The organism is Nitrosomonas sp. Nm33 (assembly GCF_900107265.1).
Lineage (GTDB): Bacteria > Pseudomonadota > Gammaproteobacteria > Burkholderiales > Nitrosomonadaceae > Nitrosomonas.
Map to the genome: position 1 here is coordinate 25310 of NZ_FNPJ01000022.1, position 16319 is coordinate 41628.

At 45.4% G+C, this 16319-nt stretch carries 15 protein-coding genes; 9 read left to right on the top strand and 6 right to left on the bottom strand.

What is annotated here, in order from left to right; all coding sequences use genetic code 11:
• The first annotated feature begins 10 nt into the window (after positions 1 to 10).
• The 3 genes from cphA (BLV54_RS06585) to BLV54_RS06595 all read left to right on the top strand — a co-directional run bounded on the left by cphA (BLV54_RS06585) (position 11) and on the right by BLV54_RS06595 (position 5795).
• Positions 11 to 2314 (top strand): cyanophycin synthetase, encoded by a 2304-nt coding sequence (gene cphA, locus BLV54_RS06585; RefSeq protein ID WP_090569518.1) that lies wholly within the window; start codon positions 11 to 13, stop codon positions 2312 to 2314.
• Between the two features lie 20 nt (positions 2315 to 2334).
• A complete protein-coding gene (gene cphA / locus BLV54_RS06590; RefSeq protein WP_090569521.1) occupies positions 2335 to 4911 on the top strand; it encodes a cyanophycin synthetase in 2577 nt (858 codons plus the stop codon).
• A 320-nt stretch (positions 4912 to 5231) separates the two neighbouring features.
• A complete protein-coding gene (locus tag BLV54_RS06595) occupies positions 5232 to 5795 on the top strand; it encodes a hypothetical protein (RefSeq protein ID WP_256329223.1) in 564 nt (187 codons plus the stop codon).
• 336 nt (positions 5796 to 6131) lie between these two features.
• Here the strand turns inward: BLV54_RS06595 and BLV54_RS16755 are convergent, their stop codons facing one another.
• A complete protein-coding gene (locus BLV54_RS16755) occupies positions 6132 to 6260 on the bottom strand; it encodes a hypothetical protein (RefSeq protein WP_256329225.1) in 129 nt (42 codons plus the stop codon).
• A gap of 385 nt (positions 6261 to 6645) precedes the next feature.
• Here BLV54_RS16755 and ppsA point away from each other — a divergent pair, with 385 nt between their 5' ends.
• The gene (gene ppsA / locus BLV54_RS06600) at positions 6646 to 9018 is read left to right on the top strand and encodes a phosphoenolpyruvate synthase (RefSeq protein WP_090569526.1); all 2373 of its coding nucleotides are present in this window, start codon (positions 6646 to 6648) and stop codon (positions 9016 to 9018) included.
• Positions 9015 to 9845, top strand: coding sequence for a posphoenolpyruvate synthetase regulatory kinase/phosphorylase PpsR (locus BLV54_RS06605; protein ID WP_090569529.1), 831 nt, complete (start codon positions 9015 to 9017; stop codon positions 9843 to 9845). Before ppsA ends, BLV54_RS06605 begins: the two co-directional genes overlap by 4 nt.
• 183 nt (positions 9846 to 10028) lie before the next feature.
• Here BLV54_RS06605 and BLV54_RS06610 read toward each other — a convergent pair whose 3' ends face one another.
• From BLV54_RS06610 to BLV54_RS06620, 3 genes are all read right to left on the bottom strand, one after another.
• Entirely contained in the window at positions 10029 to 10202 is a 174-nt protein-coding gene (locus BLV54_RS06610) for a type II toxin-antitoxin system HicA family toxin (RefSeq protein WP_090569532.1), read from the bottom strand.
• Positions 10195 to 10416: a type II toxin-antitoxin system HicB family antitoxin gene (locus BLV54_RS06615; protein WP_090569535.1), complete on the bottom strand. Its 222-nt coding sequence runs from the start codon at positions 10414 to 10416 to the stop codon at positions 10195 to 10197. The genes BLV54_RS06610 and BLV54_RS06615 overlap by 8 nt, the downstream gene beginning before the upstream one ends.
• 283 nt (positions 10417 to 10699) lie before the next feature.
• Complete coding sequence (locus BLV54_RS06620; protein WP_143032438.1) at positions 10700 to 10948, bottom strand: hypothetical protein; 249 nt, start codon at positions 10946 to 10948, stop codon at positions 10700 to 10702.
• A gap of 307 nt (positions 10949 to 11255) precedes the next feature.
• Between BLV54_RS06620 and BLV54_RS06625 the strand changes: the two genes are divergently transcribed.
• Positions 11256 to 12860 carry an ABC-F family ATPase gene (locus tag BLV54_RS06625; RefSeq protein WP_090569540.1) on the top strand — a complete coding sequence of 535 codons (1605 nt, stop codon included), beginning with the start codon at positions 11256 to 11258 and terminating at the stop codon, positions 12858 to 12860.
• An 85-nt stretch (positions 12861 to 12945) separates the two neighbouring features.
• Positions 12946 to 13479, top strand: a complete 534-nt coding sequence (locus tag BLV54_RS06630) for a YaeQ family protein (RefSeq protein ID WP_090569543.1) — start codon at positions 12946 to 12948, stop codon at positions 13477 to 13479.
• Between the two features lie 317 nt (positions 13480 to 13796).
• On the opposite strand, the gene BLV54_RS06635 is transcribed toward BLV54_RS06630, so the two are convergent.
• Positions 13797 to 14105 (bottom strand): hypothetical protein, encoded by a 309-nt coding sequence (locus BLV54_RS06635; protein ID WP_090569546.1) that lies wholly within the window; start codon positions 14103 to 14105, stop codon positions 13797 to 13799.
• A gap of 305 nt (positions 14106 to 14410) precedes the next feature.
• Between BLV54_RS06635 and BLV54_RS06640 the strand changes: the two genes are divergently transcribed.
• The gene (locus tag BLV54_RS06640; RefSeq protein ID WP_090569550.1) at positions 14411 to 14638 is read left to right on the top strand and encodes a hypothetical protein; all 228 of its coding nucleotides are present in this window, start codon (positions 14411 to 14413) and stop codon (positions 14636 to 14638) included.
• A gap of 247 nt (positions 14639 to 14885) precedes the next feature.
• Positions 14886 to 15122, top strand: coding sequence for a hypothetical protein (locus tag BLV54_RS06645; protein WP_090569553.1), 237 nt, complete (start codon positions 14886 to 14888; stop codon positions 15120 to 15122).
• 348 nt (positions 15123 to 15470) lie between these two features.
• On the opposite strand, the gene BLV54_RS06650 is transcribed toward BLV54_RS06645, so the two are convergent.
• Positions 15471 to 15872: a hypothetical protein gene (locus BLV54_RS06650; RefSeq protein WP_090569556.1), complete on the bottom strand. Its 402-nt coding sequence runs from the start codon at positions 15870 to 15872 to the stop codon at positions 15471 to 15473.
• Positions 15873 to 16319: the final 447 nt, after the last annotated feature.

Genomic DNA, 16319 nt, shown 5'->3' on the forward strand with positions numbered 1-16319 from the left:
CTTATAACTTATGTCAAATAATTCCAATCTGGAGAGCAGTAGTAAAAAAGACCTTAAGTTTCTTGAAATTCGCCACCTGAATGGACCCAATATCTGGACCTACTACCCGGTGCTTGAAGCGATTGTCGATATTGGTGAACTTGAGGATTTTCCGTCAGATATCATTCCTGGCTTTTATGAACGTTTGTCTTCGTGGTTACCAACCCTGATTGAGCATCGCTGCAGTTACGAAGAACGTGGTGGCTTTCTGCGCCGTGTCAAGGAAGGAACATGGCCTTGCCATATTCTCGAGCATGTGACGCTCGAACTGCAAAATCTTGCAGGTATGCGCGGTGGATTTGGCAGAGCGCGCGAAACTTCGACAAGGGGCGTCTACAAAGTGGTTGTGAGTGCCTGGCATGCGGAGATTACACAGAAGGCCTTATTCTTAGCCAGGGAGCTCATTTTAGCGGCAATGGGATTTGATCCTCATCAACAGTCTTATGATGTGGAGGGGGCTATTGATCATTTGCGTGACATGGTCGATTCGCTATGGCTCGGTCCATCAACTGCGTGCATTGTGGATGCAGCTATAGCCCGCAATATTCCGGCTATGCGATTGCTTTCCAAAGGAAACCTCGTTCAGTTGGGGCATGGTGCACGCAGTCGGCATATTTGGACGGCTGAGACAGATCGGACACCTGCCATTGCTGAAAGTATTTCACGTGACAAAGATCTAACCAAAACATTGCTTAGCACGTGCGGTGTACCTGTTCCGGAAGGACGTATGGTCAACAGTCCTGAGGATGCATGGCAAGCGGCTTTGGAAATAGGCTTGCCAGTAGTTGTCAAACCATGTGATGGCAATCACGGGCGGGGCGTATTTATCGAGCTAAGCAAGCGTGAAGTAATCGAATCAGCCTTTTCTATCGCATTAGAAGAAGGAACGGGTGTGCTGGTTGAACGCTACATTCCGGGTACTGAGCATCGTTTACTCATTGTGGGAGGACAACTTGTAGCAGCGACGAGGGGTGATTCGGTATCGGTCGCCGGTGATGGTATTTCCACTATAATTGACTTGATTGATAAGCAGATTAATTCAGATCCACGGCGAGGAACCACTGAAGACCATCCACTCAACATCATTCGTCTAGATAGTGCAGCCCAGATGGAGATTGCTCATCAAGGATATACGCCTGATTCTGTTGTACCAGTTGGGACCAAAGTGCTGATTCAACGCAATGGTAATCATGCTTTTGATGTAACGGATGATGTTCATCCAAGCATTGCTAAAACGGCAGCCTTAGCAGCGCGTGTGATTGGTCTGGATATTGCCGGTATCGATCTGGTGGTCAGTGATATCTCACGTCCATTAGCTGAGCAAGGTGGGGCAATTGTGGAAGTAAACGCTGGTCCTAGTCTGCTGATGCATATTAAACCAGCCGTAGGAAAGTCCAGACCCGTTGGTCAGGCGATTGTAGATCATCTTTTTCCGAATCAAGACCATGGTCGCATTCCCATTGTTGGCATTACCGGCAGTTATGGAAAAACCACGGTAGCGCATCTCGTCGCTCGATTACTCACGCTTTCAGGTAAGCGCACAGGGTTGGCATGCAGCAGTGGACTCTATCTTGATCATAAGCAAATTGATAAAAGCGATTGTGCCAAGTGGCAAGCAGCTAATCGCACATTAATGAATCGTACGATTGAAGCGGCGGTTTTTGAAAACGGCTTCGATACCATTCTGCAAGAAGGATTGGCTTACGATAGCTGTCAGGTAGGTGTCGTGACCAATGTTGAGCCGACTTTGCATTATGGTCGGCATGACATTGAAACATCCAAACAAGTTTTTACTGTACTGCGTACCCAGGTTGATGTCGTGACACCGACCGCAGCTGCGATTGACGATATTCTGAAAGACGTGGTTTTGCCGACAGGTGTAGCGGTTCTCAATGCAAAAGATCCTATGCTAATCGAGATGTCTGAGTTATGTCATGGTGAAGTCATTTACTTCAGCTGTGATCCAGAGTTACCGGCTGTCAACGCGCATCGCCAGCAAGGGACAGGCCCCACACAAGGCAAGCGAGCTGTCATTGTCCGTAACGGAAGAATTGTATTGGCTAATGGACCAGATGAAACGCCATTAATCAAATTGGCTGATTTGCATCCTGCTGTGGGTGATCGTGCAGTAAGAGAAATAGAGCATGTATTAGCTGCGGTAGGCGCTGCCTGGGCACTCGGTATTGCGCTTCAGCTTATTCGGCTGGGCATTGAAACATTCGGATTCGGCCAAGAGAAAAGTAAACCTCAATATCAGTATTCTCCAAAAAAATAAGAGATTTAAGGAAATTTACTATGAAAGTGATACAAATCCGTGCATTGCGTGGTCCTAATCTATGGAGTAAACATACATCCATTGAAGCAACAGTTGTTTTTAGCAAGACCGAATATACTATCGACAGAATCCCAGGTTTTGAAATGCGCCTGCGTGAACGCTTTCCGGAGATCGCGCTGCTCCAGCCCGCCAGCCGCCCTGAAATGGTGACTGTGGCCCATGTTCTCGAATTTGCCGCGCTCGGTTTGCAAGTGCAAGCAGGTTGTCCAGTTACATTCAGTCATACTACTCAGACATCGGAAGCCAATACTTTCCGGATCGTCGTTGAATATAGTGAAGAAGCAGTGGGAAGGCTTGCTTTTGAACTCTCTTTAGAACTTTATCACGCTGCAATGGAAAATACATCCTTTGATCTGTCCAAGGCGTTACACCGTCTACGAGAGCTTTATGAGGATATCCGTCTCGGACCAAGTACCGGTGCTATTGTGCGAGCTGCTGTCGCGCGTGGCATTCCCTACCGTCGTCTGACAAACGGAAGTCTGGTGCAGTTTGGCTGGGGAAGTAAGCAGCGGCGTATCCAAGCTTCTGAAAGCGATTTAACCAGTGCAGTCGCAGAATCCATTGTGCAAGATAAGGAACTGACCAAAGCTCTTCTGCATGCGGCGGGAATTCCTGTTCCGATTGGGCGACCAGTCAATGACGCTGAGGATGCATGGGCTGCTGCCTGCGAAATTGGTGTACCAGTGGTTGTTAAACCCCAGGATGGCAATCAGGGCAAAGGCGTGACAGCCAATCTCGTTGATTATGAACAGATCAAAGCTGCTTATGTGAAAGCTGCTGAAATTAGTGACAATGTGCTGGTTGAACGATATGTGATCGGGCATGATTATCGTATGCTGGTCGTGGGCAATAAGCTGGTGGCTGCAGCGAGGCGTGATCCACCTCAGGTAGTGGGGGATGGTGTTCATAGCATTTATCAATTGGTGGAGCAAATTAATCGCGATCCGCTGCGTAGTGAAGGTCATGCAAATTTACTGACCAAAATTCACCTGGATCAGATTTCGCTGACCCACCTCGCTAGTCAAGGACTGACAGCAGAAACTATTCCGGCTAAAGGTATGCGGGTTGTGTTGCGCAATAATGCCAATTTGTCCACAGGTGGCACGGCAACAGATGTAACAGATGATGTTCATCCGGAAATTATGGCAAACGCGATTGCTGCTGCACAAATGACGGGGCTTGATATCTGCGGGATTGATGTGATTTGCGAGAGCATCATGCAACCGTTGGAGGAGCAAGGCGGTGCAGTCGTCGAAGTCAATGCAGCGCCTGGTTTGCGTATGCATTTGCAACCTTCATACGGTCAGAGGCGTCCAGTAGGAAAGGCAATTATCGATAATATGTTTGCGCAAGGTGATGATGCGCGTATTCCTGTTGTTGCTGTAACGGGCACCAACGGCAAAACGACAACGGTGCGCCTGATAGCCAGTATTCTTGAAAGTAACCAGCTGCGCGTTGGCATGACGTGTACTGATGGAGTCTTCATCAATGGCCAATGTGTAGATACCGGGGATTGCAGTGGACCCAAAAGTGCCAGAAATGTTCTCTTTCACCCCGATGTCGATGCTGCCGTACTGGAAACTGCGCGAGGAGGTATGCTGCGCGAAGGATTAGGTTTTGATCATTGCCAGGTGGCTGTAGTAACCAATATCGGCAGGGGTGATCATCTCGGTCTTGCTAATATCAATACAACCGATGAATTGGCAGTCGTTAAACGACTTGTGGTAGAGAATGTTACGCCTGGGAGCGGTACCGCTGTGCTCAATGCAGATGATCCTCTGATCGTCAAAATGGCTGATCATTGCCCAGGCGCTGTCATATTCTTTTCCAGAAATAGCCATAATCCAGTAGTACTGACGCAACGTGCGCAACGTAAACGTGTGATCTATCTTGAAGACCATTTCATTGTTGCATCAGAAGCAGAAATTGAGCAACGAATACCACTGAGCGAGATCCCGCTTACCAAAAATGGCCTCGTCAGTTTTCAGATTGAGAATGCCATGGCAGCCATTGGTGTGGGGTGGGCACTGGGGCTGGACTGGCCTGTTATTCGTGCCGGTTTGGCTAATTTCATCAGTGATATGCAGACTGCTCCAGGGCGATTTAACCTTTTCAATTACCGGAATGCAACATTGATCGCAGATTATGGACACAATCCGGATGCAATAGAAGCGCTGGCAAGTGCGATTAATCGCATACCCGCAAAAAGACGGACGGTCGTCATCAGCGCAGCGGGTGATCGCCGTGACGAAGATATTCGGTTACAGACCCAGATTCTAGGTGACGTGTTTGATGAAGTTGTACTTTATCAGGACAAATGCCAACGTGGACGTGCTGACGGTGAAGTACTGGGATTATTACGAGAAGGGTTGGAGAATGCCAAGCGTGTGCGCAAAGTGAGCGAAATACATGGTGAGTTCAAAGCAATTGATACGGCGCTAACCAATCTGCAGGCAGGCGAACTTTGCCTCATCCTGGTTGACCAGGTGGAGCAGGCGCTTGGCCACATCTATAATCGGATAGCTAACGCATGCTAAAGTAATAATCAGTCAATAAAAGAGGTGCTACCAAACTGGCATTAATAGATTGCATGATTTTTGTAAATACATCGCGGGGCTGCAGAAGAGTCTTGCTTTGCCTTTCAAGTAGAGTAAGTTGGGATTTGACCGTAAGGCAAAAGGTGTGTTGATATTTTTTATTGTTTTTTTTCAGAACAAAATATTATTTGTATTGTCGGATTTCTTGAGCACTAAATGGAAAGAACCCTATAAAAATGGAAGGTGCTATCTTGTTCAGATGGCAAGAGAACAATTATTAATTATATTTTAAGGGAGAGTTAGTTCTGATGAGGCAATCAATGCAATCAATTATTACAACTTGCGTTTTAGTCGTGACGTTTTATGCAAGCACAGCTATGGGGCACGGAAAAATTCCACTAGCAGAAGATGTCTGTACGCGCTATGTAGGTGGAAATATGGTGCACTTAACTGCATACCAGCCACAGTATGACCAAAAGGAACAATACTGTACAGAGATTCCAGTGGCAGGAGATACCTATCTTGTGGTAGATCTGGTTGACCAGCCCCTGCGTAATATGCCAGTGAGCTTAAAGGTTTTTCGTGGCAATGATAATGAGGGTGAGGGTGAGACTATTGCCCAGGTTAAGGCCGATTATCATCCTGAGGGCGTGATCAGCGGAATAGGTAAACTGGATAAAGGACTCTACTCAGTAGTAGTTACAGCAGAAGGTATTCCACCTTTGAATTATTCTTATCAACTTCGCGTGGAAATGGTCGATTATGGAAAGGTAGCACGTGCCTGGGCAGGCCCTCTAATAGCGATGCTATTCTTATCTTGGTTGATGTATCGGCTGGTACAATCCGGACGCTGGCGTGCATGGTTCGATTCTCGTCACCCATAGATAAATCAGGTAGTTAAACCACATTAATGATCACATGATAAGAGAAGTTAATTGCCTCCGTTAGCCGGGGGCTTTTTTATGCTGTCTCAAGTGAGACCAAAAGCTCGTTTCACCATTGATACCTGAGTCAGGCTAGTCGCCTCCTCAATACCGTAATACTATGTTGATTTCTGATTTCACTTACCAGCGTCTGCTCCCGATAGTATTAATAAGTCTCGATATTAACCTTTACCAATACTGAATTGGACACCACATCAAATACAGGCGAAAATTTGGTTAATTCTTTTAAGGTATCAGCTGTCGCTGAGATTTGACGCGCATTTTGATACGGATCTCCTAATATCCCTTACATCCCTTACGCACATCTTTTGCAAGATCAAGGAATCCGCGCAAATCGAGATTACCTTCAAGTTCGGAATCGACCGCTTCAATTTTAATTTCACGTGCGGCTGCGTGACAAACCATGGTGGTCGTAATGCAGGCGATTAATGCATGCAAAACTCGACCGGATAGGCTCCTGCACCTTGCCTAATCAACTATTGTTGAGTCAATAAGTGAATGGTGCAGCGCCAAGCTACTTTTAACGCTGGGATATTGATAGTCTATGGCTGTCAAAAAGGTTATTCCATTATCTAAATCAAACCTGGCTTTATCGGCTTCTCCTTGCCGTATTATTTATACTGTCTGCAGCTCGCTCTTGCATCATGTTTGATTTAGAAATGGAATTAGGTGCAAGAAGAACTGTTAGCTGGATCATATTTTGAATTAGAAGACAATTACGGGGCGCTGGTATCCATAGTTATAATGATTGTAACTGGAGACTTTTATTCCAAAAAATCAGGAGGTCACGATGAATGATTATATTATGTGGTTTGATCAGTTGAGTAAGGATGATGTTGGCGTTGTCGGTGGTAAGAATGCCTCATTGGGTGAAATGATCAGCCATCTCAGCAAAGCAGGGCTCAATGTGCCGAATGGTTTTGCCACCACTACGCACGCCTATCGTGATTTTCTGGCGAGTAATGGTCTCACTGAGCGCATTAAGCACTTACTGGATCAACTGGATGTCAGTGATATCAACGCGCTGACGACTGCAGGCAAAGCAATTCGTGGTTGGCTACTGGCTGCCTCGTTGCCCGATGCTTTGCTGCAAGCAATTACTCAGGCCTACCAGCAGCTGGTCGCTGATAGTGATGATACGGTTTCGTTTGCTGTGCGTTCGTCAGCGACAGCAGAGGATTTGGCCGATGCCTCATTTGCCGGGCAACAGGAAACTTTGCTGAATGTTCGTGGCCTCGATCAAATTTTTGCGGCGATCAAAGTTGTGTTTGCATCGCTGTATAACGATCGTGCCATTGCCTATCGTGTTCATCATCATTTTCAGCATGACAAGGTATTCCTGTCCGCAGGGATTCAGAAAATGGTACGCAGCGACCTGGGAGCGAGTGGCGTAGTGTTTACATTGGATACTGAGTCAGGATTTCGGGATGTTATTTTCATCACGGCAACATATGGCTTAGGAGAAACCATAGTGCAGGGAAAGGTCAATCCAGATGAATTCTATGTTTATAAGCGAGGATTAGAGGCAGGTCGTCCGGCTATTCTTTCGCGACGTTTAGGAACTAAGGCCATTGAAATGATTTATGATGAAAAGGGTGAGAAGGGCTTATCCACGCTGATACGTGAAGTGGAAGCAGCGCGGCGTCAGCATTTCTGCTTATCTGATGCGCAAGTCGAAGCGCTAGCCCAGCAGGCATTGCTCATCGAGAAGCATTATGGTCATCCGATGGATATTGAATGGGCTCTGGATGGGCTCGATAAACAGCTTTATATCGTTCAGGCCCGTCCTGAAACGGTTGAAAGTCGAAAGAGCCCGACAGTAGAGCGTTTTAAATTGAGCGAGCAAGGAAAGGTATTGGCCGAAGGCCGCGCTATCGGGCAGAAAATAGGGCAGGGGGTGGCGCGTCTGATCATGCAAACTGACCAGATGCAAAGTCTTCAAGCAGGAGAGGTGCTGGTTACCGATATGACTGATCCGGACTGGGAACCGATCATGAAACGTGCTGCCGCGATTGTCACCAATCGTGGTGGGCGCACATGTCATGCTGCGATTGTGGCACGCGAGCTGGGGATTCCGGCAGTGGTGGGTTGTGACGATGCCACGACGCAAATCAAGGATGGAGTGGAAACCACTATTTCCTGCTCTGAAGGAGATACCGGTTATGTTTATGAGGGGTTGCTCCGCTTTGAGCACACGACTGCCGATACCGGCAAGTTACCCGATCTGCCAGTTAAAATCATGATGAATATCGGTAACCCATCCCATGCATTTGCTTTTTCTCGCTTGCCCAATCAAGGGATTGGGTTAGCGCGACTGGAATTCATCATCAATAATATTATTGGCATTCACCCGAAAGCATTGCTGGAGTTTGCTCATTTACCGCAAGAATTGAAAGACGAGATTGGGCAGCGAATCGCTGGTTATGCAGATCCGGTCAGCTTTTACGTAGATAAACTGGCGGAAGGCATTGCTACATTAGCAGCAGCCTTCTATCCTCATCCTGTGATCGTACGCACTTCCGACTTTAAATCCAATGAATATGCCAACCTGCTTGGAGGGGATCGTTATGAACCGCAGGAAGAAAACCCCATGATTGGTTTTCGTGGCGCATCACGTTATGTGGCAGCTGCATTTCGCGATTGTTTTGAGCTGGAGTGCCAGGCATTGCGCAAAGTACGTGATGAGATGGGTTTGACCAATGTTGAGATCATGATCCCATTCTGCCGGACTGTGGAAGAAGCTCGGCAGGTTACGGAGCTGCTTGCCTCACAGGGACTTGCGCGAGGTCAGAATAATTTACGTTTGATTATGATGTGCGAGATTCCCTCCAACGCGATGCTGGCAGAGGAGTTTTTGCAATTCTTTGACGGTTTTTCCATTGGCTCGAATGATATGACCCAGTTAACACTGGGGATCGATCGTGATTCCAGTCTCGTATCTCATCTGTTCGATGAGCGCAATCCGGCCGTTAAAAGGATTCTAAAGATGGCGATAGATGCCTGTCACAAACAGGGGAAATATATCGGCATCTGTGGTCAAGCGCCGTCCGATTATCCGGATTTTGCAGCTTGGCTGGTTGAGCAGGGGATTGGGAGCATATCGCTCAACCCGGATACCATTGTAGATACCTGGCTGCATCTTGCCAGTTTGAACAAACAGTGATCAAGCAGAAGCGCACTGTCTTCTATTTGTCGGATCGGACTGGCATTACTGCGGAAACGCTTGGACACAGCTTACTGACCCAGTTTGACGGGGTTGAATGGAAAAAAACCAATATACCCTTTCTGGATAATATGGCAAAAGCCCGTACTTTGGTGGGACGAATTAATCATGCTGCAGAATGCGATGGCTATCGACCACTGGTTTTTAGTACGCTACTTAAAGCGGACATTCTGGAAGTTATCCGGCAGGCAAACTGCCGAGTGTATGATTTTTTTGAAACATTCATTAGCTCAATCGAGCAGGAACTTCAGCAACCATCTGCCCGAATGGCTGGACGCTCTCATGGTCTTCAGCAGCCTTTATCATATTTTAAGAGGATTGCGGCGATCAATTACGCGCTGGGGCATGATGACGGGGTTAATCCGAAAAATTTTACCGATGCCGACATTATTCTGGTGGGTGTCTCTCGCGCCGGTAAAACACCTACCTGTCTCTATCTGGCATTACAGTACGGCATTGCTGCCGCAAATTATCCACTCACACAGGAAGACATGTCTGCTAACCAGCTTCCCAAAGTGCTTGAACCTGTCAGAAGTAAGCTCTTTGGCTTGACACTCAGCGCAGCACAACTGCATTTTATTCGCGAGGAACGTCGCCCTCATAGTCAGTACGCGTCGCTCGCCCAGTGTCAGCGTGAGATTCAATGGCAGGAATCCTTGTTTCAACTATTTCATATTCCCTACCTGGATACGACGCACATCTCTATTGAAGAAATTAGTGCCATTATCCTTGATCGCAGTGGTTTGAAAAGACAGTTGTATGGTTAGTTTGCCTATTTCGTTAATCGTTATGCTCTGAGTAGTCGCAGCGCAAGGTGACAGCGCTAGGGGTTAACCCTGGGGTGTCCTGTCCAGTTTACGTAAAAGGCAAAGCTCCACATTACTTTCTTGTTTCTTACTTGATCATGACTCGAATTCACTCTTGGAAATCCCGGATTGACGGATGATTGACTAAAGCGTACCAATACGGAGTTCGTCATGGTTTGGAACTGGCACGGTGATCGTTGTCCCCGGGAGTCTCTTCTGCATGACGATATGATTGCCCCGCTGATGTACTTCCAGAAAACCATGACGTGCAAGAATAATACAGACTTGCTTCCCAGAAAGAACGCGTAGCTTACCCAACGGTAACCTCGATTTGGGTTATATATACTGCTTCGTGTAACCGTGCCTGAATTTCTTCTTGAGATGCAGTTTCAAAAAAAAGCTCAAGTGCTTCTCTAAGATTATCACGGGCGTCAGCGACTGTTTCTCCTTGACTGGCGATATCAAGCTCTGGGCAGAGCGACACATATCCAGTCCCTTCACGTTCAATAATGGCTGTAAGCTGTCTTCGCATAATCCTTACTCTTAAAAGGTATCAATCATTGTATCTTGTAAAATGAACGAATTAACCGACTAACAGTACTGTAATGAACATTAAAGTATGCTGTAATTTCAAACATTGTGTAATGTCTCGTCTTGTATAACGCATTCATTACCTCTCACCTATCAGTAACGCCGGCAACAATTTCGTCCATTGATTTCTTGGGCGATTTCTTCGATCGCTTGGTAATATGAATACTATCACTTTGTTTCAAACTAATTAGGTTTGTTGCACTATGCAATGACTGACACCTTCTTCATGCTCCGAGTACACCGACAACTACGCCCTCGCTTGCATCGAGTTGGAGAACACTTGATGCAAATGATTTCGCTGCGTGCGTTCGACCAAGCTTGTCATCGGAAAGCTGTCGAACGGGGTTATCTGCAGCAAGCATGCCTTGCCGATCACCCTCTAATCGCTCTGGCACTGGAGGGGAAGGTATTGCATCTAGGACCGATTCAGTATCCTTGGGTTCTGATAAAATATTCGAGAGCCAGTTCATCATGTTGATTTATGTCGTCCAACTACAATTAGACATCCGAAATGATGTGATATATTACGTCAGAAGTAATATCCAATACTGCAGAATTCATTTTGTCTCCTTATTTTTTATGGAATTACCACCGATTTAGGTTTCATCACAAGAAGGTGTTAGATCCATAACCAAGAATTCTATTCTTGCGAAGCATAACCATCAACCGTCGTTTCGTGAAATTTATAGTTGAATCCGTGGATTAACCCTCACCGTATCCCTAAAAAAACCTTTAGAATGTCGGCCCTTTTCTTGAAATTATAACCCTTAGGTACACACTTTGATTACAACAGCCAATATCACCATGCAATTTGGTGCCAAGCCACTCTTTGAAAATGTTTCCGTAAAATTTGGCGGTGGTAATCGCTATGGTTTGATTGGCGCTAATGGTTGCGGCAAATCCACATTCATGAAAATTCTTGGCAAGGATCTTGAGCCCACTTCCGGTAATGTCGCAGTTGACAGCGGTGAACGGGTGGGAAAGCTGCGTCAGGATCAATTCGCTTTTGAAGATTGTTTCGTCATTGATACTGTACTCATGGGACATGCAGAATTATGGCACGTCAAACAAGAGCGTGACACCATTTATGATAACCCGAACGCCACTGAAGACGATTATCTGCATGCCGCCGAACTTGAGTCTCAATTTGCCGAACTGAATGGGTATTCTGCGGAAGCGCGCGCCGGGGAACTGCTTCTTGGGGTAGGCATTCCATCTTCCCAGCATCATGGATTGATGAGCGCGATTGCACCAGGATTCAAGTTACGCGTGTTATTGGCACAGGCTTTGTTTTCCAATCCGGATATCTTATTACTGGATGAACCGACCAATAACCTCGATATCAATACGATCCGCTGGCTGGAAGATGTCATCAATGCCAGCAAAAATACCATTATCATTATCTCCCATGACCGGCATTTTCTAAACAGCGTCTGCACGCATATGGCTGATCTGGATTACGGTGAGCTACGGATCTATCCCGGCAACTATGATGAATATATGATCGCCTCGACTCAGGTTCGCGAGCAAATGTTGGCCAATAATGCCAAGAAGAAAACGCAGATTGCGGATTTGCAGTCTTTTGTCAGCCGTTTCTCTGCAAATGCGTCGAAAGCCAAACAAGCAACTAGCCGTGTGCGGCAGATTGAGAAAATAAAACTTGAAGATGTAAAACCATCCAGTCGCCAATATCCTTTTATCCGGTTTGAAGTGGATGACAGGGATAAGCTGCATCGTCTGGCTGTTTCCATCAAAGCAATCAGCAAGGGTTTCCCAGGATTGGATAAACCTTTATTTGATCGGTTAAGCCTCGACATAGAAGCCGGCGAGAAAGTGGCCATCATTGGCCCTAACGGAATCGGAAAAACCACGCTACTGCGTTGCCTTGCAGGCGATCTGACACCAGATTCCGGAGAAATAAAATGGGCCGAGAAGGCGCGCCCCGGTTATTTCCCGCAAGATCATGCAGCTGATTTTGAAGAAACCCTGTCATTGACCGAGTGGATGGATCAGTGGCGGCAAGGCAATGATGATGATCAAACGATACGCGGCACACTGGGCCGATTATTGTTCTCAGGTGATGACGTAAAAAAATCCACCCGCGTGATTTCCGGCGGAGAGCAGGGCCGCATGCTCTTTGGCAAGTTGATTCTCCTGAAACCGAATATTTTGCTGATGGATGAACCGACCAATCATTTGGATATGGAATCCATCGAATCACTGAATAGCGCGCTTGAGAAATTTACCGGTACTTTGATTTTTATTTCCCATGACCGGGAATTCGTTTCTTCACTGGCCACGCGAATTCTTGAAATGAAACCGGATGGTATTAATGACTTCAAAGGTAATTACGAAGATTATCTTCAATCACAAGGAATTGAATAAATAGAAACGATGGGCATGAATTATCCTATTTTTTCAGCATTTTCAGTAACGTACCGGCTTTGCTTATGAACCCGTGGATGAGCCCGTGGCATTAAAACCAACCATTTATAAATTCAAAATTGCGCTGACCGACCTCAATCGCAATTATTACGATACGCTCAACCTGACCATTGCCCAGCATCCATCCGAAACGCTTGAGCGCATGATGGTGCGCATGCTCGCATTTTGTATCAATGCACAGGAATCTCTGGCGCTCACCAAAGGATTGAGTACCGTAGAAGAACCTGACCTATGGGCACATACCCCGGATGGTCGGATTGCCTTATGGATCGATGTCGGAGAGCCCGCCCCGGATCGAATCAAGAAAGCCACTCGGGTCGCACAAACCGTCAAAGTGTATAGTTTCAATTCCAAATCGAATGTCTGGTGGATGCAAGAACAAGCAAAATTCGCCCCACTGACCGCGGCTATTTTTCAGTTTCAATGGTCAAATATCCAGACATTGGCAAAACTGATGCAACGCACGATGGATATTTCCGTCACGATTACTGAGGAATCGGCTTATGTGGCCGCGGAATCGGGGGAGTGTGAAGTGAGCTGGGTGACGTTGAAGGGTTAGTGATTTTTGTGGAATCTAGTGGTGTGTGTATTTTTTGTGCTGAATTCTGGGTTTTGCCCCTGGTTCCAGTGCTCACTCATTTTCTTGATTAGCGACCTGACCCCATTGTCTGTGAGTTACCTTGCGCTTCCAATGCGAGTGATGTCGAACGTCGTGCTTCATATTTCAGGTGTGGCTAGAAGCGCCTAACGTTTGACATAAGGGGCGCGCTTTAGCGCGTCCCGCTTGATGGATGGGTTGTGGGCAAGTTACCATGAACCACCAGCAACCTCTACAGGGAATTCAGCCGTTGCCGGACTAACATGAAAAGGTGTCAGTCATTGTATCTTGCAAAATGAACGAATTGACCGACTAACAGTACTGTAATGAACATTAAAATACACTGCAATTTCAAACATTGTGTAATGTCCCGTTTTGTATATCGCATTCATTGCCTCTCCTCTGTCAGTAATGTCAGCAACAATTTCGTCCATTGGTTTCTTGGGCGATTTCTTCGATCGCTTTGTAATATGAATACTATCACTTTGTTTCAAGCTAATATGTTTTTGTACTTCACCAATAAAAGCATTATCGCCTAAATAGGTTTGTTGCACTATGCAATGACTGATACCTTTTGTTTCCTGCATGCACTATGCAATGACTGATACCTCTTACTTCAAAATACAATGGTAAGCCCTATTTTATGCTAGCACGACCTAACTTTACTCGTTATAGCATTTTGCCCTACGCCTAGCAGCAATAATTATTAGAATTTATAAATATATGGTTTTTTTGAACAAAATGTATATATGTAAAATTGATTTATTTTAATCTATTGATTTAAATGAAAATATTAATTTATTGACATACAGGAATGTCTAGCATAGAATGACGCCATTGCTAACTGTACGATAGCAGCAAAAACCACCATATACAAAAACAAGGCTTTATTATGGCAGAAGAGACACGGTCACCGATTCAAGAGGCGGTACAGAGTTTAGCAAACGCCCTTGAGTCATCGCAGAACAAATACAATCGGGCGCTTTACGATTCTCAACCGCCTGATATTCAGAATCAAATTCTTCAAAATGCTTATAACAATGGAATGTCTGTGGAAAAATTATCCACAATGACTGGAGTTCCTAAAAGCACAATTTATTCAAAAATCAAAACGAAATAACAGGGTGAAGGATGAAAGTCCTCCGCTATTAATGCCTTGCTTCTAGTTGCTATAACGAGCGATTCCATAATTTTTATATATCTTCCATACTTTTGGAATTAACAGCAACAAAAAGCACAAAGTGTTCAAGTCTTGTATTGCAACAAATGCAAAAAGGGAGAGTATTGCATTGCAAGACTTGACACCTCTGTGTGCACAAGCAATGGTGTCAAAAATTATCAAATTTTAATTTTTAAAGGATCTGAAAATGGTTGATTCATGGTGTGAGTCTCTTCGGTTGCCTAATGGCCGTAAAATATCTGGTGGTGCTGCTAGAAATCGAAGAATTGCAGATGCCGGTGGCATGGACTGCATAGTGGAAGAAGTAGCTCGTGATGCTGCTACTCGTGCACTTGCGCGGGCAAATGCAGCTGTAGAAACAAGGGTGATAATTACGAAATTGCAAAAAAGTAGCAAAAACAGGAATAAAATTGCGGCGACCTAAAAACAATTATCTCCGCTGCAAGCAACGGGGAATTACGCCGCTTTTCCCTACGGGGCGACCGCCTTTGATGTTTTTAACGCCCCAAGGGAGCGGGGAATTAAACCCGAAGAGATTAAATTTTGAGTTTAAAAATTAGAAATAATGGGATCAAATCTTGCGATGCAACACCTAACTTTCTCTACTTTTTAACGATCCGAGTGACAGTAACGTAATGCGATCTAAATTCATCCGCGATCTGCTCTTAGTGGTCTCGTCATAGTAGATTCCTTAATTTCTACGAGCCAAAGAGTAATTCAATACCTGTTGTAATGCAAGACCTGACCACCCTCATTGGGTAAGCCGCGTAGTTTAATGCGTTGGCTTGACCTGTTTGTTATGCGCTTCTCCTTGATAGAAACTTGGTATCTGCTCTGGCTTCAGCACACCCAATGCCACAAGCATTATGAGCAGGCCGGCCAAGATGATTGAGCCAGAACCCCAAGCAGACTTAAACCTAATATGAATACTCACAGCCAGCCATAAACTAGAGCAAAATCCGAATAAAAATAGCATTATTCTTATTTTTGTATGCTCATCTGTAACAAACACTAAAACTGTAAATGAAACTACAAACAATACAGACGGAATAATAAGCCAGCGCTTTTGCAGGGCAGGTTCTGGCTTCTGAAAGTAATCTAAAGGATTAAGTCCATTGTTTTGGAAAAAATTATTTACTTCTTCGGGCGTTCCTTCAACTGGCCCTATTTTCATTTTGAGGCTCTCCCCGAGTTGGGAAGAAGATCTGATACGTCTTTTTCTGCGGCGGAATCACTCCACTGTTTAGGGTTGCTCTCCTTGATATAAATTATGCGATTATCTTCAAGAATTGTGTTTGTTCCTCCAAAGGAAAATCCCTCTAAGTTCCCGCCAAATGCATGTTGTTTGATCTTTGATAGAGCAGAACCCAACGATTTGCTTTGTTCTTGGTAGATATCATCATTTTCGATATTTAAGCCGATAATAAATTCGAGAATAGCTCCTCCGTCTTCTGAAGGATAAACGTTACAAAGAATTCCTATATCTGGTTTTAAGTAAGGAGTAATTCTTCGCCTGAAATTATTTAACGTGAGTTCGACATAAGAATCACAACCCTACAAGTGGAAGAGCTTGAGTGAATCTGATATTAAGTGAAGGTTTCTTCTCGCGGAACGTGTAAGC

Bases quoted from the DNA above. Each gene is read 5' to 3' on its own strand.
- BLV54_RS06620 (WP_143032438.1), bottom strand. From the start codon at position 10,948: ATGATGAACTGGCTCTCGAATATTTTATCAGAACCCAAGGATACTGAA.
- BLV54_RS06595 (WP_256329223.1), top strand. From the start codon at position 5,232: ATGCAATCAATTATTACAACTTGCGTTTTAGTCGTGACGTTTTATGCA.
- BLV54_RS06640 (WP_090569550.1), top strand. From the start codon at position 14,411: ATGGCAGAAGAGACACGGTCACCGATTCAAGAGGCGGTACAGAGTTTA.
- BLV54_RS06645 (WP_090569553.1), top strand. From the start codon at position 14,886: ATGGTTGATTCATGGTGTGAGTCTCTTCGGTTGCCTAATGGCCGTAAA.
- BLV54_RS16755 (WP_256329225.1), bottom strand. From the start codon at position 6,260: ATGGTTTGTCACGCAGCCGCACGTGAAATTAAAATTGAAGCGGTCGAT.
- BLV54_RS06635 (WP_090569546.1), bottom strand. From the start codon at position 14,105: ATGCAGGAAACAAAAGGTATCAGTCATTGCATAGTGCAACAAACCTAT.
- ppsA (WP_090569526.1), top strand. From the start codon at position 6,646: ATGAATGATTATATTATGTGGTTTGATCAGTTGAGTAAGGATGATGTT.
- cphA (WP_090569518.1), top strand. From the start codon at position 11: ATGTCAAATAATTCCAATCTGGAGAGCAGTAGTAAAAAAGACCTTAAG.
- cphA (WP_090569521.1), top strand. From the start codon at position 2,335: ATGAAAGTGATACAAATCCGTGCATTGCGTGGTCCTAATCTATGGAGT.
- BLV54_RS06615 (WP_090569535.1), bottom strand. From the start codon at position 10,416: ATGCGAAGACAGCTTACAGCCATTATTGAACGTGAAGGGACTGGATAT.
- BLV54_RS06650 (WP_090569556.1), bottom strand. From the start codon at position 15,872: ATGAAAATAGGGCCAGTTGAAGGAACGCCCGAAGAAGTAAATAATTTT.